We start from the raw sequence: 20,929 nt of genomic DNA, 5'->3' as shown, positions 1-20,929 counted from the left end.
ACGGGAGCCCGAGACACATGAGTGTGAGGGTGACCGTCGCCTCGACCGGGAGATGAAAACATGACCGTCAGTTATCTCGGAGCAGCCGTGGACACGGCCGCCATCGATGCCGCGATCAGTGACTTCTTCGCGGAACGCCGAGTCGAGACCGCTTCGCTCGGTGAGGATTTCGCGGCGACCGTCGCCGAGCTGGAGGACTACGTCCTGCGCGGCGGCAAGCGCATCCGGCCGGCCTTCGCCTGGCTGGGCTGGATCGGCGCCGGCGGCGACCCGGGCGGGCCGATCGCCGCGGCGGTGCTGCGCGCCTGTGCGGGATTCGAGCTGCTGCACGTGTCGGGGCTGATCCACGACGACATCATCGACGCCTCCCGGACCCGTCGCGGCCATCCCGCCGCACACGTGGTCTTCGCCGAGCGGCACCGGATGCGGCGCTTCTCCGGTGACCCGGGCGCCTTCGGCGCGGGTGCCGCCATCCTGGTCGGGGACCTGGTCCTGGTGTGGTCCGACGTCATGGTGCGCGCGTCCGGGCTGCCGGCGGACGCGCAGACCCGGCTCGGACCGGTGTGGTCCGCGGTGCGGTACGAGGTGATGTACGGCCAACTGCTCGATCTGATCAGCCAGGCGAGCAACGACGAGGACGTCCACGCGGCGCTGCTCGTCGACCATTACAAGACGGCCTCGTACACGGTGGAGCGGCCCCTGCAGTTCGGCGCCGCGATCGCCGACGCCGACGCCGGCCTCGTCGCGGCCTACCGGGCGTTCGGGGCCGACATCGGGATCGCCTTCCAGCTGCGGGACGACCTGCTGGGCGTGTTCGGCGACCCGGCGGTGACGGGCAAGCCCTCGGGGGACGACCTGCGCGAGGGCAAGCGGACGGTGCTGCTCGCGACGGCGCTGAAACGCGCGGACGAACGCGATCCGCGGGCGGCGGCGTTCCTCAGGTCGACGATCGGGACCGACCTCACCGACGAGGACCTCGCCCGGGTCCGCGCCGTCCTCACCGATGTCGGCGCCGTGGACCACATCGAGAAGGAGATCGCGCGCCGCGCCGACCGGGCCACTGCGGTGCTGGAGGCGAGCAGCGCCACCAATCCCGCGAAACAGCAGCTCGCCGCGGTGGCGATCAAGGCTACGCAGCGGATCCACTGATGGCGGCGACACCCCAGCGCACCTTCACCGACCGCACGGATCCCGCGGGCGAGCCGGCCGCCGGGCACCGGCGCACCGGTGTCGGACGCGCCCACGGCAAGGCCATCCTGCTCGGCGAACACGCCGTTGTGTACGGCGCTCCGGCACTGGCCGTCCCGGTTCCGCAACTGGCGGTCACCGCGCGAGCGACGAGACGCCCGGGAGCGGGCGACAGCGCGCACAAGGTCACCTTCGCGATGGCGGGGCCGGGGGCCACGCCGACGGTACCGCCGTACTCGGACGGGCTGCGGAGCCTGGAGGCGCAGTTCGAGGAACGGACCGGCACCGCCGGCGGTCTGCGCGCGGACGTACTCATCGACTGCGCCGTTCCGCAGGGCCGTGGGCTCGGCTCCAGCGCCGCCTGCGCCCGGGCGGTGGTGCTGGCGCTCGCGGACCTCCTCGGCCACCGCCTCGACGCCAGGACGGTGTTCGAACTCGTACAGGCATCCGAGAAGGTGGCGCACGGCAGGGCGAGCGGTGTCGACGCGATCGCCGTCGGCGCGACCTCCCCCCTGCTGTTCCGCTCCGGCACCGCCCGGGAGCTGCCTCTTCCGGCGCCGGGGAACGGCTCCCCGCACCCCCGGGAGGGAACCGGCGGCCGCGCCGGCACCGGCCGGCCCCCCGGTTCCGACGGGCTGTTCGTCATCGCGGACAGCGGAGTGAGCGGCGCCACCAGGGAGGCGGTGGAGCTGCTGCGGCGCAGGTTCGAGCGCGAACCGGGGACGCGGGAGGCGTTCGTCGGCCGGGTGTCGGACCTGACGTACGCGGCCGTGCAGGACCTCGCCCACGGCCGGTGGGGTGATTTCGGCGCACGGCTGACCGAGAACCACCGGCTGCTCCGCGAGATCGGGATCAGCACGGACCGGATCGACGCCCTGGTCGAAGCCGCGCTCGCGGCCGGCAGCCCGGGCGCCAAGATCAGCGGCGGCGGTCTGGGGGGCTGCATGATCGCGCTGGCCGACGGCCCCGGCCGGGCGGAGGCGGTCGTGAGCGGTCTCCGGGAAGCCGGCGCCGTCCGGACCTGGATCGTGCCGGCAGGAAGGTATGCGCACCATGCGGACTGACCACCAGGCGGAGCCGGCCGTCGGAGCTCCCGGCCGCGCTGCGACGGCCGTGGCCCATCCGAACATCGCACTGATCAAGTACTGGGGCAAACGCGACGAGCGGCTCATGATCCCGTACGTCGACAGCCTGTCGATGACCCTGGACGTCCTCCCGACGACCACCACCGTCCGGCTGGACCCCACGGCGCGGACCGACAGCGTCACGCTCGACGGCTCGCCCGCGGAGGGCGAGGTGCGGCGGCGCGTCACCGACTTCCTGGAGCTGCTGCGGGAGAGGTCCGGGTGCTTCGAGCCGGCCGTCGTCGACACCCGCAACTCCGTTCCCACCGGGGCGGGTCTGGCGTCCTCGGCGAGCGGGTTCGCCGCCCTGGCCATGGCCGGCGCCGCCGCGTACGGACTCGACCTCGACCGCACCGGGCTGTCGCGGCTGGCCCGCCGGGGATCCGCGTCGGCCTCCCGGTCGCTCTTCGACGGCTTCGCGATCTGCCATGCGGGCCGGGGCGCCGGTGCGACCGCGGACATCGGCTCCTACGCCGAGCCGGTACCGGCCCCGGACTTCGACCCGGCGCTGGTGGTCGCGCTGGTCGACGAGGGCGCCAAGGCCGTGTCCAGCCGGGCTGCCATGCGGCGGACCGTCGAGACCTCGCCGCTCTACCGGGCGTGGGCGGCCTCCAGCAGGGCCGACCTGGCCGAGATGCGGACGGCGCTGCTGCGGGGCGATCTGGACGCCGTGGGGGAGATCGCCGAGCGGAACGCCCTCGGCATGCACGCGACGATGCTGGCCGCGCGGCCGGCGGTGCGCTATCTGTCGCCGGCCACGGTGGCCGTGCTCGACAGCGTGCTGCGGCTGCGTTCGGACGGCGTCCCGGCCTACGCGACCATGGACGCCGGCCCCAACGTCAAGGTGCTCTGCCACCGCGCGGACGCCGCCCGGGTGGCCGAGGCGGTGCGCGGCGCCGCCCCCGGCTGCTCGGTGGTCACCGCACGGCGCGGACCGGGCGCCCGGCTGCAGACGGGAGCCGGGTGGTGACCGCCGGCGGGGCGATCACCCGGCAGGCCCCGGGCAAGCTGTTCGTCGTCGGGGAGTACGCGGTGCTGGAGCCGGGCCACCCGGCGATCCTGGTGGCGGTCGACCGCCACGTCAGCGTCACCGTGTCGGCGGCCGACGGGGCCGAGGTCGTGATCGAGTCCGACCTCTGCCCGGGGGAAGCGCGCCTGCGGCGCGGTGACGGCGGGCTCGCCGGGATCGGCGCCGGCGACGGGGAGCGGGCACCGGACCGCCTCGGCCATGCGGTGTCGGCGATTGACGTGGTCGACGGGCTGCTGGCCGGGCGCGGACGGCACGCGCCGCCGATCCGCGTCTCGATCACGAGTCGCCTGCACCGCGACGGGACCAAGTTCGGCCTGGGGTCGAGCGGCGCGGTGACGGTCGCCACGGTGACCGCCGTGGCCGCGTACTACGGCATGGAGCTGTCACCCGAGGCCCGGTTCCGGCTCGCGCTGCTGGCCACGGCACGGCGCGACCCCCGCTCCTCCGGCGGGGACCTCGCCGCCAGCGTCTGGGGCGGCTGGATCGCGTACCGGGCGCCCGACCGGGCGGCCGTGCTCGCCATGGCGCGGCGCGAGGGCATCGAGCGGACTCTCCGGGCACCGTGGCCGGGTTTCGCGCTGCGCCGGCTCCCGCCGCCCCGCGGACTCGCGCTGGAGGTGGGCTGGACGGGGGAGCCGGCCAGCACCTCCTCGCTGGCGGGACGCCTGGAGACGGGGGAGTGGTGGGGCAGCGCGGCACACCGGGACTTCCTCGAGCGCAGCGACGCCTGCGTGCACGCCTCGGTCCGCGCGCTCGAACGGGGGGACGACGACGAGCTGCTGCACCGGATCCGCGGTGCCCGCCGGATGCTCGCCGATCTGGACGACGCGGTCCGTCTCGGCCTCTTCACCACCAGGCTGACGGCGCTGTGCGACGCCGCCGAGGCCGTCGGCGGCGCCGCGAAGCCCTCGGGCGCCGGGGGCGGCGACTGCGGCATCGCGTTCCTGGACGCCGCGGCGGCGGAAAGGGCGCCGCGGCTGCGGAAGCGGTGGGCCGCCGCGGGGGTGCTCCCCATGCCGATCCACATCCAGCAGACGACAGGGAGCGCAGCATGATCGCTGAGCGCAAGGACGACCACGTTCGGTTCGCCACCGAGCAGCACCGCCGGCGCAGCGGGCACAACCAGTTCGACGACGTGTCCTTCGTGCACCACGCGCTGTCCGGTATCGACCGCTCGGACGTCTCGCTGGCCACCCGGTTCGGCGGGATCGAATGGCAGGTTCCGCTCTACATCAACGCGATGACCGGCGGCAGCCCCAAGACCGGTGCCATCAACCGCGATCTGGCGATCGCCGCCCGCGAGACCGGTGTCTCCATCGCGACGGGATCCGTGAGCCCGTACTTCGCCGACGAGTCGGTGGCGGACACCTTCAGCGTGATGCGCAAGGAGAACCCGGACGGATTCATCCTGGCGAACATCAACGCCAACGCCACGGTCGAGATGGCGCGGAGGGCCGTCGGCCTGCTGCGGGCCGACGCCCTGCAGATCCATGTCAACGCGGTCCAGGAAACGGTGATGCCCGAGGGCGACCGGTCGTTCGCCTCCTGGGGTCCGCGGATCGAGAGGATCGCGGCCGGCGTCGACGTCCCGGTGATCGTGAAGGAGGTCGGTTTCGGGCTCAGCCGCGAGACCCTGCTGCGGCTTCAGGAGATGGGCGTGCGGGCGGCCGATGTCGCCGGCAGCGGCGGCACCAACTTCGCGCGCATCGAGAACGACCGGCGCGACCGGCCCGACTACTCGTACCTCGACGGCTGGGGGCAGTCCACTCCGGCCTGCCTGCTGGACGCCCAGGGCGTCGGTATCCCGGTACTGGCCTCCGGAGGCATCCGCCATCCGCTCGACGCGGCGCGTGCGCTGGCGCTCGGCGCTTCCGCCGTCGGGGCGTCCGGCCTGTTCCTCAGGACCGTGCTCGACGGCGGTGTGGCGGCCCTGGTCTCGCTGCTCTCCTCGTGGACCGACCAGCTCGAAGCCCTGATGACCGTGCTGGGCGCGAGCACCCCCGCCGACCTGACCCGGTGCGACGTGCTCGTCCACGGCGACCTGCGCGCGTTCTGCGCCGACCGGGGGATCGGGACCCGGCGGCTGGCCACCCGCTCCCTGTCCTACGGCACCGACTTCCACCACACGAACCACGAGACGATCGGAGGCACCCGATGACCGACACCACCGCGGTCGCCGGCGTTCCCATGAGATGGGTGGGCCCCCTGCGCATATCGGGGAATGTGGCCACGCTCGAGACGGAGGTGCCGCTCGCCACCTACGAGTCACCCCTGTGGCCTTCGGTCGGCCGGGGCGCGAGGATCTCCACGATGGTCGGGCAGGGCATCGTCACCACCCTGATCGACGAGCGGATGACGCGCTCGGTGTTCGTCAGGGCCAAGGACGCGCAGACCGCGCACATGGCCTCCCTGGAGGTCGACGCGCGCCTCGACGAACTCCGCGAGCTCGTGCGCACCTGCGGCCGGTTCGTCGAACTCATCGGGTTCCACCACGAGATCGCGGCCAATCTGCTGTTCCTCCGTTTCGAGTTCAGCACCGGGGACGCGTCCGGGCACAACATGGCGACGCTGGCCGCCGACGCGCTCCTCACCCACATCCTGGAAGTCATCCCGGGAATCACCTACGGGTCGATTTCGGCGAACTACTGCACGGACAAGAAGGCGACCGCCGTCAACGGAATCCTCGGCCGCGGCAAGAGGGTCGTCGCCGAACTCCTCGTGCCGCGTGACATCGTCCGCAAGTCGCTGCGCACATCGGCTGCCGGGATAGCCGACCTGAACATCGGCAAGAACATGATCGGCACCCTGCTCGCCGGCGGGATCCGCTCGGCCAACGCGCACTACGCGAACATGCTGCTCGGGTTCTACCTGGCGACGGGCCAGGACGCGGCGAACATCGTGGAGGGCTCCCAGGGTGTGACCGTGGCCGAGGACCGGGACGGCGACCTCTACTTCTCCTGCACCCTGCCCAACCTGATCGTGGGGACGGTCGGCAACGGGAAGGGCCTCGGCTTCGTCGAGGAGAACCTGGAGCGGCTCGGCTGCCGCGAGGCGCGCGAACCCGGTGACAACGCGCGTCGGCTCGCGGTCATCGCGGCCGCGACGGTGCTGTGCGGCGAACTCTCCCTGCTGGCGGCGCAGACGAACCCGGGCGAGCTCATGCGGGCGCACGTCCGACTGGAACGCAGGAGCACGACAGCCAGGATCGGAGGCCAGTGATGTCCGGGAACCTCCCCATCGGAATCCACGACCTGTCCCTCGCCACGACGCAGTACGTCCTGATGTACGAGGCACTGGCCGCCCAGAACGGCACCAGCGTCGCCAAGTACCACTGGGGCATCGGCCAGCGCTCGATGAGCGTGCCGGCCGCCGACGAGGACATCGTGACGATGGCCGCCCAGGCAGCCGCCCCCGTCGTCGCCCGGCACGGCGCCGACCGGATCCGGACGGTCGTCTTCGCGACCGAGACGTCCGTCGACCAGTCGAAGGCGGCCGGGATCTACGTCCACTCGCTGCTGGGGCTGCCTTCCGCCGCCCGGGTCGTGGAGCTCAAGCAGGCGTGCTACAGCGGGACGGCGGCCCTGCAGTTCGCCATCGGCCTCGTTCACCGCGACCCGTCGCAGCAGGTCCTCGTGATCGCCAGCGATGTCTCCAGATACGAGCTGGGCACGGCGGGGGAGGCGACTCAGGGCGCGGCCGCGGTGGCCATGCTGGTCGGCGCGGATCCCGCACTGGTGCGCATCGAGGAGCAGTCGGGGATGTTCACCGCCGACATCATGGACTTCTGGCGGCCGAACTACCTCACCACCGCCCTGGTCGACGGGCGTGAGTCCATCTCCGCGTACCTGCAGGCGGTGGAAGGCGCGTGGAAGGACTACACCGAGCGCGGCGGCCGGGCGCTCGACGAGTTCAGCGCGTTCTGCTACCACCAGCCGTTCACGAAGATGGCCTACAAGGCGCACCGGCAGCTGCTCCAGCACTGCGGGCACGCCGCCGCCGAGGCCGAGATCACCCGCGCCATAGGGCACACGACGGCCTACAACGCCGAGATCGGCAACAGCTACACCGCGTCGATGTACGTCGGGCTGGCCGCGCTGCTCGACCACGCCGACGACCTGACCGGCCAGGCCATCGGCTTCCTCAGCTACGGGTCCGGCAGCGTCGCCGAGTTCTTCGCCGGCACGGTCGTCCCGGGATACCGCGCGCAACTGCGTTCCGAGGCGCACCGCGAGGCGATCGGCCGGCGCAAGGAGATCGACTACGCCAAGTACCGCGAGCTCCACGAGTGGTCCTTCCCGGCCGACGGCGGAGAGCATCCCGTGCCGAGGGAGACCGCCGGGCCGTACCGGCTGGCCGGGCTCTTCGGCCACAAGCGCGTCTACGCGGCGCGATAAGGCCGCCGTCGTACCCGTCGGCCGCCTGCGGGCACGCGGGCGCACATCCGTACGGAAAACCAGTCTCCGGCCCGGCGGTGATGCCGTGGTTTCCGCTCTATTGCTTGGAGGGTGCATGTCCGGGAATTCCGACGCGGAAGAGATGTACTCGGCCGTCACGGAAACGGCCAGGAGGCTGGGGGTGTCCTGCTCGCGCGACACGGTCTGGCCTGTTCTGTCCGCGTACGGGGAAGCATTCGAGCACGCCATGCCGCTGGCTTTCAGAATGGTGACCGGCGCGCATCACGCCGGTGATCTCGACTGCCGCTTCGTGACGTACCCAAAGGATCGGAATCCGTATCCCCTGGCCCTGTCGGAAGGGCTCATCCCGAAGACGAGCCACCCCGTCGGCGCCCTGCTCCCGGACATCGAGGAGCGATTCCCGGTCGACGGGTACGGTATCGACTTCGGAGTGGTGGGCGGCTTCACGAAGATCTACGCGGGCTTCACCCCGGACGGCCTGCAGGAGCTGTCGAAGCTCATCGAGGTACCGGCCATGCCGAGCAGTCTCGCCGGCAATGCCGACTTCTTCGTCCGCCACGGCCTGGGCGACAAGGTCGCCTTCGTCGCGGTCGACTACCTGCACAGAACGGTGAACGTGTACTTCAACGACGTGCCCGCCGCGTGTTTCGAGGCCGGGACCATTCGGTCGATGCTCCGTGAGAACGGTCTGCCGGAGCCGAGTGAGCGGATGCTCGGGCTCGGCGGGCGGGCGTTCGGCCTGTACGTGACCCTGAGCTGGGACTCCCCGGCGATCGAGCGGTTCTGCTTCGGCGTGACGACCACGGATCTGTCGAGCCTTCCCGTTCCCGTCGAACCGCGACTCGAGAAATTCGCGCGAAGCGTTCCCTACGGCGGCGGTGAGCGCAAGTTCGTCTACGGCGTCGCGGCGACAGCCGAAGGGGAGTACTACAAGCTCGAAACACACTACAAGTGGAATCCCGGGACCGTGGCCTTCATCTGATACGGCGCCGGTCCGGATTCCCGTCCTGCCGCCGAGTCGCCCGTCCGCGGGGTCCGGTACCGCCGACCGCCCGTGACGCGCGCGGTTTCCGGCCCCGCCCGTCTCCACCGGCAAGGACCTGCGGCCGGCCGGCCGTGCCCTGAAACGGCCGGCGAGCGGGCGGTCACGTCACACGGCGGAATGCCGGGAGTGCGGTGCTTTCCGCCCGCCGCGGGCACGCGGTGCCGTTCCCGAGTCCACCACCGACCACCAGGCCTCCAGGAGGAGTGCGCCATGAGACCAGTGAACGAATCGCACAGGCCCCCCGTTCCGTGGCCCGCGGAAGTCGACCCGGAACACCTGCGCGAGGCCGCCTCCCGGTTGGCCGCGCATGTCAGCGGCCAGGTCGGCGACGACGGCGCTATACGCGGGGAATGCCGGAGCCGGGTGCTGGAGTCCGCGCTCGCGCTGTCGCTGATGACGCGCATCGGTGTGTCCTCACCCGCCCGGGACCGTGTGCTCGCCTTCCTCCGGGAGCACCTCGACTCCCCCCAGGAGTTCGACCGCGTCCTCGCCACGCTGGCGGTCGGACGGGCCGGCGACCGGGCATCCGCCGACGGCGCCGACGTCGTCGCCAAGCTGACCGACATGCTGCTCGGCGCCGCGCCGGCGTTCATCTCCGCCCGCCGCCGCCGAATGCTGTACGCCGTACTGTCGCTGTTCGGATGCCCGGTGCCGCCGGACGCCGCCCCCGCGGCCGACGAGGAGGCACCCACGGACCCCGTGCACTCCTGGGCCGCCGTCCAGCAGGCCGCGGTCACGCTGGTCCTCGCCGCCGCCACGGGGGTCAGCAACGGAGCCACGGCCGCTGCGCTGCGGACGCTGACCGCCGTACGTCCGGAGACGGCGGTGTGGGAGGGGTACGTGCTGCTGCACCTGCTGTCGCTGCACGGGCTCGCCGGGGTGCCCGGGCAGGAGGAGACCGTGCGCAGTGGCCTGGAGACACTGCTGCGGTACCAGCGCGACGACGGCGGCTTCCCGTTCGTGGCGGGCCTGCAGCACTGGTGCACGTCGACCGCCGGAATCGCGCTCGCCGCGGCCGGTTCACCACCGGGCGTGCTGCGGGCGATGGCGGAGACGTTCGTCGCGCACGAGGTCGTCGAGTCCCAGCGCTCCCTGTGCCTCTCCCTCTCCCGTGGTGCGCCGCTCACCGGGGGCTGGTCCATCGGCCCCCGGGTGGCGCAGAACGACGTCGACTGCACCTCGTGCGTTCTGGAGTTCCTGCAGGCCGTCGACCCCGTCGGCTACGGAGGCACCGTGCGGCGCGGCGTGGACGCGCTGCTGGCCGTCCAGGGGGCCGACGGCGGGTTCCCCACCTATGTCGCCGGCGCCTCCTCCGAGCCGTGCATGACGGCCGCGGCCGTCAACGCGCTCGCCCCGTACCCCTTCACCGCGCCCGCCCGGGAGCGTGCCCTGGCCTTCCTCGCCGACAGCCAGCTCCCGGACGGCGGGTTCGAACCGGGATGGAGCCGCAGCCGCCTGCACGCGATGTTCCGTGCGCGCCTGGCGGCGTGCACCGCGGCCCCGGACGACCACCGGGCGGCCCGGATGGCCGAGCGGATCGAGCGTTCGGTGCGCGAGACGCAGAACGCCGACGGCGGCTGGGGGATGCAGCCCGGCGATCCCAGCGACGACATCAGCACCGCCTACGGGCTGATCACGCTGTGCTACGGGACCGAGTCCCGGCCCGTCGGGAGCGCCCTGTCCTGGCTGCTCGCGCACCAGAACGCGGACGGTGGGTACGGCGGTCCGCCCGACATGGTCGGCCCCCGCCCGTTCGCGTACCACATCCCCGTCCTGACCGACGCCCCCGTGCTCCTCGCGCTGGGACACGTGCGCCACCGAGTGCGGAGCACGGCGTCCCTGCTCCGGGAGGGAGTGGCATAGCGGCGAGCGCTGCTCGCCGCCCGGGCGGACAGCAGGCTGCCGGCGGAGCCATCGGGCTCCGCCGGCAGCCTGCTGTCGGTGTCGGTGTCGGTGTCGGGGAGGGTCAGCCGCCGTTCACCTTGCGCTGGACGAACTCGTAGGCCAGGTCGCTGATCCGCGGTGCGTACTGGGAGGCCGCCTCGACGGAGGAGCGGAAGTTCTCGCCGCCCCAGATGCGGCTCTCGCCGCATTCCCCGGCGAAATCGGTCAGGTTGTTCCAGCTCAGCGTCATGTCCCGGGCCGGGGTGACCCCCGGTTCGACGAGCGAGGAACCCTTGGGGGCCGAGTAGGAGATCCTGAGCTCGTCGGTGCCGGTGAAACGGCGTGTCAACTGGGCGAAGGCAAGGCACTCCGCGGCTTCCGCGGAGGGGTACTCGGGATGGTCGGGCGCCTTGATGGGGTGGTCGGCCGGCCAGGCGTCCAGGTAGGCCCGCCACTCGTTTCCTGTGATGTCGCCGACGGTGCCCTCCCCGGGCCCGCCCCACGCCGTCACCTTCTTCTTCCCGTACAGGTGGCGGATCGCGCTGAACGGCCGCACCGAGTCGTACTTGCGCTTGAAGTGCCAGGTGGCGATGGCGAGATCGTAGAACCCTATGTCACGGACGACGGTGAAGTGGATCGTCTTCTCGGTGTCGTACCCGCCCCCGACGATGACCGGCACGGTGCCGACGAGTCCGAAGGTGTCGAAGTTGTTGTTGAAGAGTTCGGCTGCCGTCTTCCGGCGGTCGTCCAGGCCGGCCGACGCCTTCAGAACCTCGTCGGCCTGCTGCCGGTACGCCCTGCGGTTGTGGTGGTTGCTCTTCCACGGCGGGGAGACCCTGAACTGCGCGGGGCTGTCGTACGTGAACGGCTTCACCCGGCCGAAGTGCGGGGCCGCGAACTTCTGGACGGTGAAGACTCCGTTCCTCTCGAACGTGTTCGGCTGCCAGCGGGACGGGTCGCGGAGCTTGTCCGCGCTGTTGACCGGTTTGTATCCGGTGTAGTCGGCGTAGGGCTGCCGGTTGTACCGGCGGCCGCCCTCCGTGCCGTCCCGGTTGCTGCCGTCGTTCTTCCTCGCCGCCAGGGCGTTCTTGGCGGCGAGGATTCCGATGCCGCTCGGAGTGGTCGGGTCCTCCCCGGTGTCGTCGGGATCAAGGCCTGCCGTCTGCATCATCTCGCGCCAGGCGGACTCGTGCTCCGGATAGAGCACGTTCAACGAGGTGAAGGCGGAGTACATGACGGCGATGTTCTTGTTGCGCGTCGTGTGTTCGGATCTCGGCCGCCGGCCGAGGTCCGAGAAGATGCCCACCGCCGTCGGGTGGTAGGGAGCTATGGCGTCGAACCACGGCACCTCCAGCAGGATGGTGGCATCCCTGTTCACAGGACTGCTGCCCGTGTTGTTCGCACGCGACACCGTGTTGAGCTTCATGTAGATGACCCCGGTCACGGCATTCCCGTTGTCGAGGTCGAAGCCCGCCGCCTGCTGCGGGGAGGCCGTCACGGCGCTGGTCAGCGTTCCCGTCAGGGCCGTGGCGGTGGCGATGGCCACCGCGTACCTGAGACGCCGGCTCCGCGGCCGCCTTGGGTTCTTCACCGGGGTTGTCCTTTCGGTCGGACTTTCGGGACGTCGGAGGTGGCCGGCGGAAAGAGAAAGGGCCCTTTCGGGCGCAGGGGTGGCCGCACGGCAATATGGGTTCCGGCGGACTGAAATTAGTTGATCCGCCTGCGTCTGGCCACTACTCGTCCGGGTAGTCGGCACTACTCACGTTGGAGCCGAGCGGGTGTTGCCCGCCGTCGTGCCCGCCGACGACAATGTGCCCTGGAAAGCTCTGTGGCTTTCCAGGGCACTCCCACCGCCGTCCGGTGAATCAATTGACCTGAGGACCGCGGGGCACCGCTTTCAGAGGCGCGACCCGGTCGGTGCGAGGGGCAGCCGTGCCATGACCTCGAATCCCCCGGCCGGAGTCGGCTCGGCGTTGAGTTCTCCGCCGAGCAGCTGACAGCGCTCGCGCATGCCCAGGATCCCGCGGCCCGGATTCTTCGGCACGCCCTTGCCCGAGCCGTTGCCGGACGCCCGGGACACGGGAGCGCCGTTGAAGCCGGCGCGGCCCTGGTCGGTGACGCGGATCTCCAGATGGTCGATCCCGGGGTTCACCGCGACCGTCACCCGGGTCGGGCCGGTGTGCCGGATGATGTTGGTGATCGACTCCTGGAGAATCCGGTAGGCGGCACTGTCCACCGCGCTCGGCAGCGGCGCCGCGGACGGGTTCACCTCGAGTGTGACGTCCAGTCCGGCGGTGCGTGCCTCGGCGGTGAGGTCGTCGATCTGCCCCAGGCCGACGTGCGGCACGGGCTCGTCGTCGTCGCCGCGGAGAACGCCGAGGATGGCCCGCATCTCGTGCAGCGTCCGGGAGCTGGTCTCCTCGATGGTCCGCAACGCCTCGCGTGCCTGTTCCGGACGCTTGTCGAGCACGTGCGCGGTGACCCCGGACTGCACGTTGATGATCGCTATGGCGTGGGCGACGGTGTCGTGGACCTCGCGCGCGATCCGGAGCCGCTCGGCGTCGACCCGCGCGCGTGCTTCCTCCTCGCGGGTCCGCTCCGCCAGCTCCGCGCGCTTCTGGGCCTCGGCCGCGATGACCCGCCGGGACCGGACGGACTCGCCGAGAGTCGTGCTCATGACCGCCACGCCGATGCGGAAGAACACCCATCCGATGGCCTCGCGCGGCTCCACGTCGGCTCCTGCCGACAGCCACCCGGCGGCCAGGACCGCGGTGCCCGCACCGGCGATCGCCAGCGACCGGCGCCCGTCCCCGTAGGCGGCGAGGGTGTACAGGGCGACCATGAGGCCGAGCCAGCCGTACCCGTCCGGGAAGCCGAGGACGTAGTACACCAGGCTGGTGAGTGCGGCGGTGACGAACACCGGGACCGGCCACAGGCGGCGGACGGCCACGACCAGGCCGCCCGCCACCAGCAGCGCGAGTCCGAGGTATCCGAAGTCGGCGAGCGAACGCTGCTCCGTCCCCCTGGCGGCGGCGAGGACGACCGTGCCCTGCACCTGCATCACGGTGACGAAGAGCGCGAGCGGCACGTCTTGGGCCAGCACCCGCAGGGAGGCCGGCCCGAGGCGGTGTGTCATGCCGTAATCGTACTGTTCGCACCGTCGGCGGAACTCCGCCCGGATGCGCGAGCCGCTACGTCGACAGGCGCGGCGCGGCGCGGCCGGTTACGCCCGATTGCGTAGGCACCGCCGTCCGTCGTCAGAGGCCAGGGCAGCCTCGCGTGCGGCACGATCGCCGCTGTGACCGGTCAACCCGACCCATGCCGAGAAGCGAGCCATGCCGCGACGGTCAACGACTGAGGAGCAGATGATGACGACAACCGAGTCTCCACGTACGGACGGAGCTCTGGCGGGACTGGGTCGCCTCTGTTTCCGCCGCCGCCGCCTGGTCCTTCTGACCTGGGTCATCGGTGTGATCGTCGTGGCGTTCGCGGGCTTCGGCTACGGCGCCGCCCCCGACAACGACTTCTCCGGTGGAGACTCGCAGTCGGCCAGGGCACAGAAGCTGATGGAGGAGCACTTCCCCGAGGAGCAGGGGGACAGGCTGACCCTTGCGATCAAGGCCGACAAGGGGATCGACGATCCTGCCGCCCGGCAGAAGATCGAGAAGACCATCGCCGAGCTCGCCGACTCGTCCGTCACCGGGCCGGTGATCTCGCCGTACCAGGACAGGGACCTGGTGACGGAGGATCGCCGTATCGCCCGCACGGCCATCCCGCTGAGCGACAAGGAGGTGGAGAAGAGCGAGGTCAAGCCCCTGGTGGACCTGGTCAAGGACGCCTCCGGCGACGGCGTCACGCTCGCGCTGGGCGGGTACATGGCGGAGAAGGCCGAGACGCCCCCGCAGGGCCCGGCCGAAAGCGTGGGCATCCTGGCGGCGGCAGTGATCCTGTTCATCGCCTTCGGGTCACTGGTGGCGATGGGCCTGCCGATCGTGACCGCCCTCCTGGCGATCGTGGGCGGCCTCGCGCTGGTGAAGCTGGTGGGGCACCTGCTTCCCTCGCCGGACTTCACCCAGGTCTTCGCCGCGATGATCGGGCTCGGCGTCGGCATCGACTACGCACTGTTCATCGTGACCCGCTACAAGGACAGCCTCCGGGACGGCGACGACCCCGAGAGCGCCACGGTCAAGGCCATCACCACCGCCGGCCGTGCGGTGCTGTTCGCCGGCACGACCGTCGTGATCGCGCTGATGGGCCTGCTCGTCATGGGACAGCGGCTGATGACCGGGGTGGCCGTCGCCACCTCGATCACGGTGCTGATCACGATGGTCGCCGCGGTGACACTGCTGCCCGCGTTCCTGGGCTTCATCGGGTACAGGATCAACTCGCTGCGGCTGCCCCGCCGCACGTCCCGCCGGGACCGGGAGGCCGCCGTGCCGCCCCAGGAGCGCCGTACGCTCGCCGAGCGCTGGGCCGGCGTGGTGCAGCGCAGGCCGCTGACCGCCGCGCTCCTCGCCGGTGCGAGCCTGCTGGTGATGGCCGTCCCCATGCTGTCGATGCGGCTGAGCCAGCCCGACGCCAGCGTCCAGCCCCGCGACAGGAGCAGCTACATCTCGTACGAGATCCTCTCCGAGGGCTTCGGCCCGGGCTACGGTGCTCCCCTGGTCTTCGCCACCGGGATCGACTCCAGGGACACCGACCTGCGTCCCGTCGTCGAAGCGGTCGGCGAGGCCGAGGGCATCGCCTACACCACGCCGCCCCGGGTCAGTGAGGACGGGCAGGCCGCCACCTTCGTGGCCTTCCCCACGACCGGATACCAGGACGAGGCGACCGCGGACCTGGTGCACGAGCTCCGCGACGACGTGCTGCCCCGCGTCCCCGGCGGCGAACAGGTCCTCATCGGCGGGCCGAACGCCAGCACCATCGACGCCGCCGACGAGTCCAGCTCGCGCCTGCCCCTGATGATCGTGGTCGTCATCGCGATGTCCATGGTGCTGCTGATCGCGCTGGTCCGGTCGGTCACGATCGCCGTGCAGGCCGCCGTGATGAACCTGCTGTCGATCGGCGCCGCCTACGGTGTGGTGGTTGCGGTCGTGCAGTGGGGATGGTTCGGCCCGGCCCTCGGGTTCCCCACCACCATGCCGGTCACGACCTGGGTCCCGATGATGATGTTCCCGGTCCTGTTCGGCCTGTCGATGGACTACCAGGTGTTCCTGATCTCGCGGATCCGTGAGGAGTACGAGCGGACCGGCGACACCCGGGCGTCCGTCGCCCGGGGGCTGGCGCGGACCGCCAAGGTGATCACGGCCGCGGCCGCCATCATGATCGCCGTCTTCACCACCTCACTGCTCGGCCCCGACCTCGCGGTCAAGCAGGGAGGTCTGGGCATGGCCGTCGCCGTGCTCATCGACGCCACCATCGTCCGGATGATCTTCGTCCCCGCGGTGATGGAGCTGTGCGGAAAGGCCAACTGGTGGATGCCCGGACGCCGGGCACCGAAGACGGTCTCGGCACCCCCGGCCGAGATCAAGGGCGAGGTCAGGGTCTGACCTCGCCCCCTCGGCATGGACCCGCCGGCACGGTGGATCCATGCCGAGCGGCCGGCCGCGCGACCCGGGCGCGCGGACCGTACCGCGGCGCAGCGGCAGGGACGACGCCGGACCTGCCGCTGCGCCGCCACCGCCGCACCCGTGCTGTCCCGGATCCCCCGTCAGGCACTCGAAAGGAACCCCGATGTCCGTCCGTCGCTTCCTCACCGCTGTACCGGCAGCCCTGCTCGGAGTGCTGGCACTCGCCGCACCGGCGGCAGCCGCCCAGGTCCCGATCGCCCAGGACGACAGCGGCTCCGGCCGGGGAGTGTCCGTGGTGGCCCTGCTGCTGGCGCTGGCCGGTGTGGTCGTCGGCGTGCTGGCGCTGCGCTCCGCCGGTCGCGCCGGCAGCGGGAAGGGACCGGGCAAGGCCTTCGCCGCCGTGGCGCTCGGACTGGTCGGCGCCGTCGTCGGCGGCGTGGCACTGGCCGGCTCCGACGCGGACGTCGGCAGCGGCAACGGGCAGGGCGGGGCCATCGTCGCCGTGGCGCTCGGACTGGTCGGCGCCGTCGTCGGCGGCGTGGCGCTGGCCCGCTCGCGCCGCACCGCCTGACCGGGCCCGTGGCGGGGAGGTCCCGCACCACCGCCTCCGCCCACCCGGAACACCGCGTTGCCCACTTGAGCCGCCCGGCCGCCACGTGCGTGGCGGCCGGGCGGCGTGATCGTCCCTGTCGCGGCGGGGTGTCCCGCCCGGGGCTCAGCGGCGGTCCGCCGGAGTGAACAGCTCGACGAGGTTGCCCGCGGGGTCGGCCAGCAGCAGTTGGCGTCCGCCGGGCCCCGAGACGATGTCGCTGCGGAGCACCACGCCGGCGTGCCGCAACCGTTCCTGCTCGGCTTCGAGGTCGTCGACGACGAGGTGGATGCGGTTGCGCCCGCCGACGGCGAGGTCCGCGGGCGTGGCGCGCGCCCCCGAGCTGGACGGGCCGGAGAGCAGCAGCCGCAGCGGCCCTCGTACGACATCGGCGAATGCGGGCGGAAACGCGGTGAGCACGGTGAAGCCGAGATGAGTGGTGTAGAAGTCGATCGCGGCCTGGACGTCGTCGACGATGTAGCGGACGCTCGCCAGGGCGCCCCCGCTCTCGTTCCCGGCCATGCGGGCCTCCTCGTGGCGGCGGTCGGTGGAGCGCGGGGAGGACGGGAACGCCATCGGCCGCGCGGAAGTTGACGGCCCGAGCATAGGCCGCTTCCGCCCCGGCGCGCCCCCGCGCGGGCGGTGGAGGGCCGGACCTCCGCACATGTGCCGGTGTCCGGCCGGGCCGGACACACCACGGTGCACGACCGCCACGGGCTGCGGCGTCCTGCCCCGGTGAGTCCGGCGACCCTGACGCCACGTGCCCCGGCGGCCGCGTGCGGACCGGGCCGTCGTGCCGGCGCGCGGCGCGCGGCGGTACTTCCTGTGTCCGCTCCCCGGCGGGCAGTACCGCGTCCGGCCGCCCCCGGTGGCGGAGCGCCGGCCCCTCCACCGCTGCCCGATCGGGACGGCACGCCATTTCGCCGCGGCACGCCGGTATCCCGTGAATGGGCCATGTCCGCGCGGGCGGGATGGCCCGAGAGTGCTGTACCGCACACATGACGACGTCGTCACCCCGGCGTCCTCGACAGCGGAGGTGTTATGGGCACGATCGATCCGACCGCGGAAGGCGACCGCTATGTCGCGCTGCATGAGAGCCCTCGGTTCAGGGCCCTGCGGCGGCAGTCGAACACCTTCACCGCCTGGACGGGCGGCGTTTTCTACGGGTGGTGGTTCCTCGTCATCCTGCTCGCCGCCTTCGCGCCGGACTTCTTCCGGGAGAAGCTCATCGGCCCCATGAACGTGGGCCTGCTGTTCGTGTTCCTGTCGCTCAACCTGGTGGTGGTGGTCTCCTCGGCATACCTGCGATTCGCCCGCACCCGGCTGGATCCCCTCACTGAGCGGGTCCGGGCGGATCTGGAAGGAGAGCTCCGATGACCGGGATCCTCGCCGCCCCCCACATGCCGCCGATCGACAACACCTGGGCGGAACCCGCGATCGCCACCGCGGTCGCCGTCTTTCTCGCAGTCGTGGTGTTCGCCGTCGTGAGATCGGCGCGCGACAGCACACACACCCCGGACGGCTTCCTCCTCGCGGACCGGAAGGTCCCGACCGGTCAGAACACCCTGGCGCACCTCGGCGCGTTCATCATGTACTCGACCGTGATCATCATCGTCGGGCACATCGCGCTGAACGGCTACGACGCCATTCTGATGATGACGGCCTTCACGGTCGGCTCAGTGCTCGGTCTGCTGATCTACGCCTCACCGATGCGGAACGTGGGCGGGCACACGATGGGCGACCTGTTCGTGTTGCGCGCCCGCCGGCGCCCCGCACGGATCGCGTCGGCAGTGATCACGCTGACGATCTACACCATGTTCATGGTCTCCATGCTGGCCGCGATCGGTCAGGTCGCCGTCCGGATGTTCGACACCAGCAGTGAGCCGAACCTGGCCTTCGGCGGTCTCGTGGTCGTCATCGTCGGCGTGGTCACCATCGCGTGGGTGTACACGGGCGGGATGCTCGGAGTCACCCGGCTGCTCGCGCTCAAGACGATTCTGATGGCCGGCGCCGTGGTGCTGCTGACCGCGGCGATACTGATCAAGTACAAGCTGAACATCCTCGACCTGCTCAACGACGCCCAGGCCAATGCGAAGCCGGACGACCGCGGGTTCGATCTCCTGGGCCCCGGCCGCCAGTTCGGCGAGGACTCCACCCCGCTGTCGGACCAGGACCCGTGGGTCCACCTGTCGAAGCTCTTCTGCATCGCCGTCGGCGGCATGGGGATGCCATGGGTCTTCATGCGCTTCTACGCGGCGACCAGCGCGCGGAACGCGCGGAACGCGGCCGGCTGGGCGTCGATAGCCGCCGTCGGTTTCTACCAGTGCATGGCCGTCATCGGCCTCGGCGCCGTCGCGATACTCGGCGCGAACAACTTCGGCATGAGGTCCGAACACCGCGACATCACCCTGCCCAAGCTCGTGGACGACCTCGGCGGTCCGTGGGCGTCCGGCGTATTCGGCGGGCTCGCCCTGATCTCGGTCGCCGGAATCTTCGCGGGTCTGCTGATCAACGGGGTGACGTCCTTCACCAAGGACATCAACGCGGCGCGTGACCGACAGCCGGAGCCGGCCGCCGAACTGAAGGAGATACGGCGCAATGTGATGGTCATCGGAGCCCTCTCCATCGTCGTGGGCGGGGCGATGGTGCCCCTGTTCACCCACCTCTTCATCCCGACCGCGGTCGACCTGGGAGCCGCCACGGTTCTGCCGGCGATCCTCTACTCGCTGTACTGGCGGCGCTTCAACACCCGGGGACTGAAGTGGACGGTCTACGGGGGGATGGCCGTGACCCTGGTCATGGTCGTGTTCTCCAACGGGGTGTCGGGCGATCCCACCACCGCCATGTTCCCCGACCTCGACTTCAAGCTCTTCGACATCGAGCCCGGACTGCTCTCGACGCCGATCGCCTTCCTGCTCGGCTACATCGGAACGGTCAGCAGCGGCGAGCGCAACGACGCGGGCTTCGCCGAGCTGCAGGTCCGCGCCTTCACGGGCATCACCTTCCCCGCTCGCAAGGACCCGCTCGCCACCGGTGGCGCCGACGACGGGCACCGCGACCGGAAGAGCCAGACATCCGGGGCTGCCCTGTAAGCGGTACCGGCCGGGCGGTCCCCCGCGCGGCCGGACGGTGACACCCCGGCCGGGCCCAGGGCACCTCGTCCCGCCGGCGCGTCCGGCGAGGTGCCGGCGAGGTGCCGCGGTCCCCTGGCGTACGTGTGGAGTCCGGCGGCCCGCCGCCGGACTCCACACGTACGCCGCCGCCGAACCGGCGCGGGACCGCGGCTCAGGGGCTGACGAGCCCTGTCTGGTAGGCGATGACGACCAGTTGCGCGCGGTCCCGCGCCCCCAGTTTCACCATCGCGTGGCTGACGTGGGTGCGCGCGGTGGCCGGACTCAGGCACAGCTCGGCGCCGATCTCCTCGTTGCTCAGGCCCTGTCCCACCAGAGCCAGCACTTCCCGTTCGCGCTGGGTCAGGACCGCCAGCCGGTCCTCGCCGGTCTGCCTGGCGACCCGGTGCGCGGTGAACTGGGCGATCAGGCGCCGGGTGATCCGCGGGGCGAGTAGCGCGTCCCCGGCGGCGACGACCCGGATGGCGTGGAGGAGTTCGGCCGGCCCCGCGTCCTTGAGCATGAAACCGCTGGCGCCGGCCTGCAGCGCCTCGAAGACGTACGCGTCGGTCTCGTAGGTGGTGAGGATCAGGACCCGGACATGCTGGAGCCCGCGCGTCCTGACGATCTGGCCGGTCGCCTGGATCCCGTCGAGCTTCGGCATCCGGATGTCCATGAGCACGACGTCGGGGCGGGTCGCACGGGCCCGCTCGACGGCCTCGACACCGTCGGTGGCCTCTCCCACCACCTCGATGTCGTCCTCGACGTCGATCAGTACCTTGAACCCGGATCGCACAAGGCGCTCGTCATCGGCGAGCAGGACTTTGATCGGAGCGTTGCCGGACGGGTACGCGGCTGCCGCGCTCATGGGCGCGCCGTTCCGGTCGGTGCCGGGGATCGCATGCTTGCCGGCGGCGCGGCTCTGCGTTGCATGTCCGGGATCATACTGCCGGCGCGGACGGCGCCGAATGCAC

At 71.4% G+C, this 20,929-nt stretch carries 17 protein-coding genes; 13 read left to right on the top strand and 4 right to left on the bottom strand.

Annotated elements, in window-relative coordinates; translation table 11 throughout:
* The first annotated feature begins 60 nt into the window (after positions 1-60).
* The 9 genes from CUT44_RS19405 (at position 61) to CUT44_RS19365 (ending at position 10,665) form a co-directional block, all read left to right on the top strand.
* Positions 61-1,149: a polyprenyl synthetase family protein gene (locus CUT44_RS19405; RefSeq protein WP_100203164.1), complete on the top strand. Its 1,089-nt coding sequence runs from the start codon at positions 61-63 to the stop codon at positions 1,147-1,149.
* Complete coding sequence (gene mvk, locus CUT44_RS19400; protein ID WP_100203163.1) at positions 1,149-2,252, top strand: mevalonate kinase; 1,104 nt, start codon at positions 1,149-1,151, stop codon at positions 2,250-2,252. The genes CUT44_RS19405 and mvk overlap by 1 nt, the downstream gene beginning before the upstream one ends.
* Positions 2,242-3,282 carry a diphosphomevalonate decarboxylase gene (mvaD, locus tag CUT44_RS19395; RefSeq protein WP_100203417.1) on the top strand — a complete coding sequence of 347 codons (1,041 nt, stop codon included), beginning with the start codon at positions 2,242-2,244 and terminating at the stop codon, positions 3,280-3,282. The genes mvk and mvaD overlap by 11 nt, the downstream gene beginning before the upstream one ends.
* Positions 3,279-4,397, top strand: coding sequence for a phosphomevalonate kinase (locus tag CUT44_RS19390; RefSeq protein ID WP_100203162.1), 1,119 nt, complete (start codon positions 3,279-3,281; stop codon positions 4,395-4,397). The genes mvaD and CUT44_RS19390 overlap by 4 nt, the downstream gene beginning before the upstream one ends.
* On the top strand, positions 4,394-5,500 hold the full coding sequence (gene fni, locus CUT44_RS19385; protein WP_100203161.1) for a type 2 isopentenyl-diphosphate Delta-isomerase: 1,107 nt from the start codon (positions 4,394-4,396) through the stop codon (positions 5,498-5,500). Before CUT44_RS19390 ends, fni begins: the two co-directional genes overlap by 4 nt.
* A complete protein-coding gene (locus tag CUT44_RS19380; RefSeq protein ID WP_100203160.1) occupies positions 5,497-6,561 on the top strand; it encodes a hydroxymethylglutaryl-CoA reductase in 1,065 nt (354 codons plus the stop codon). Before fni ends, CUT44_RS19380 begins: the two co-directional genes overlap by 4 nt.
* Positions 6,561-7,736, top strand: a complete 1,176-nt coding sequence (locus CUT44_RS19375; protein ID WP_100203159.1) for a hydroxymethylglutaryl-CoA synthase — start codon at positions 6,561-6,563, stop codon at positions 7,734-7,736. The genes CUT44_RS19380 and CUT44_RS19375 overlap by 1 nt, the downstream gene beginning before the upstream one ends.
* A gap of 115 nt (positions 7,737-7,851) precedes the next feature.
* Positions 7,852-8,739: an aromatic prenyltransferase gene (locus CUT44_RS19370; RefSeq protein ID WP_100203158.1), complete on the top strand. Its 888-nt coding sequence runs from the start codon at positions 7,852-7,854 to the stop codon at positions 8,737-8,739.
* Positions 8,740-9,012: 273 nt separating this feature from the next.
* Positions 9,013-10,665 (top strand): prenyltransferase/squalene oxidase repeat-containing protein, encoded by a 1,653-nt coding sequence (locus CUT44_RS19365; protein ID WP_199185766.1) that lies wholly within the window; start codon positions 9,013-9,015, stop codon positions 10,663-10,665.
* A 103-nt stretch (positions 10,666-10,768) separates the two neighbouring features.
* On the opposite strand, the gene CUT44_RS19360 is transcribed toward CUT44_RS19365, so the two are convergent.
* Together CUT44_RS19360 and CUT44_RS19355 are read right to left on the bottom strand one after the other, a co-directional pair.
* Complete coding sequence (locus tag CUT44_RS19360) at positions 10,769-12,232, bottom strand: DUF6851 domain-containing protein (RefSeq protein WP_100203156.1); 1,464 nt, start codon at positions 12,230-12,232, stop codon at positions 10,769-10,771.
* Between the two features lie 351 nt (positions 12,233-12,583).
* Complete coding sequence (locus tag CUT44_RS19355; RefSeq protein WP_100203155.1) at positions 12,584-13,822, bottom strand: sensor histidine kinase; 1,239 nt, start codon at positions 13,820-13,822, stop codon at positions 12,584-12,586.
* Positions 13,823-14,054: 232 nt separating this feature from the next.
* Here CUT44_RS19355 and CUT44_RS19350 point away from each other — a divergent pair, with 232 nt between their 5' ends.
* Positions 14,055-16,235 (top strand): MMPL family transporter, encoded by a 2,181-nt coding sequence (locus CUT44_RS19350; RefSeq protein ID WP_233221500.1) that lies wholly within the window; start codon positions 14,055-14,057, stop codon positions 16,233-16,235.
* Positions 16,236-16,419: 184 nt separating this feature from the next.
* Positions 16,420-16,827 (top strand): DUF6223 family protein, encoded by a 408-nt coding sequence (locus CUT44_RS19345; RefSeq protein ID WP_100203153.1) that lies wholly within the window; start codon positions 16,420-16,422, stop codon positions 16,825-16,827.
* A 144-nt stretch (positions 16,828-16,971) separates the two neighbouring features.
* Here CUT44_RS19345 and CUT44_RS19340 read toward each other — a convergent pair whose 3' ends face one another.
* The gene (locus CUT44_RS19340) at positions 16,972-17,421 is read right to left on the bottom strand and encodes a VOC family protein (protein WP_233221499.1); all 450 of its coding nucleotides are present in this window, start codon (positions 17,419-17,421) and stop codon (positions 16,972-16,974) included.
* Between the two features lie 465 nt (positions 17,422-17,886).
* Here CUT44_RS19340 and CUT44_RS19335 point away from each other — a divergent pair, with 465 nt between their 5' ends.
* Positions 17,887-18,222 (top strand): DUF485 domain-containing protein, encoded by a 336-nt coding sequence (locus CUT44_RS19335; protein WP_100203151.1) that lies wholly within the window; start codon positions 17,887-17,889, stop codon positions 18,220-18,222.
* Positions 18,219-19,937, top strand: a complete 1,719-nt coding sequence (locus CUT44_RS19330; protein WP_100203150.1) for a solute symporter family protein — start codon at positions 18,219-18,221, stop codon at positions 19,935-19,937. The genes CUT44_RS19335 and CUT44_RS19330 overlap by 4 nt, the downstream gene beginning before the upstream one ends.
* Before the next feature lie 193 nt (positions 19,938-20,130).
* Here CUT44_RS19330 and CUT44_RS19325 read toward each other — a convergent pair whose 3' ends face one another.
* Entirely contained in the window at positions 20,131-20,823 is a 693-nt protein-coding gene (locus CUT44_RS19325; RefSeq protein WP_100203149.1) for a response regulator transcription factor, read from the bottom strand.
* Positions 20,824-20,929 lie beyond the last annotated feature (106 nt).

Source organism: Streptomyces carminius, assembly GCF_002794255.1.
GTDB lineage: Bacteria > Actinomycetota > Actinomycetes > Streptomycetales > Streptomycetaceae > Streptomyces > Streptomyces carminius.
The sequence above is the reverse complement of the archived record's forward strand: the minus strand, read 5'-3'. Positions and strand labels throughout refer to the sequence as shown.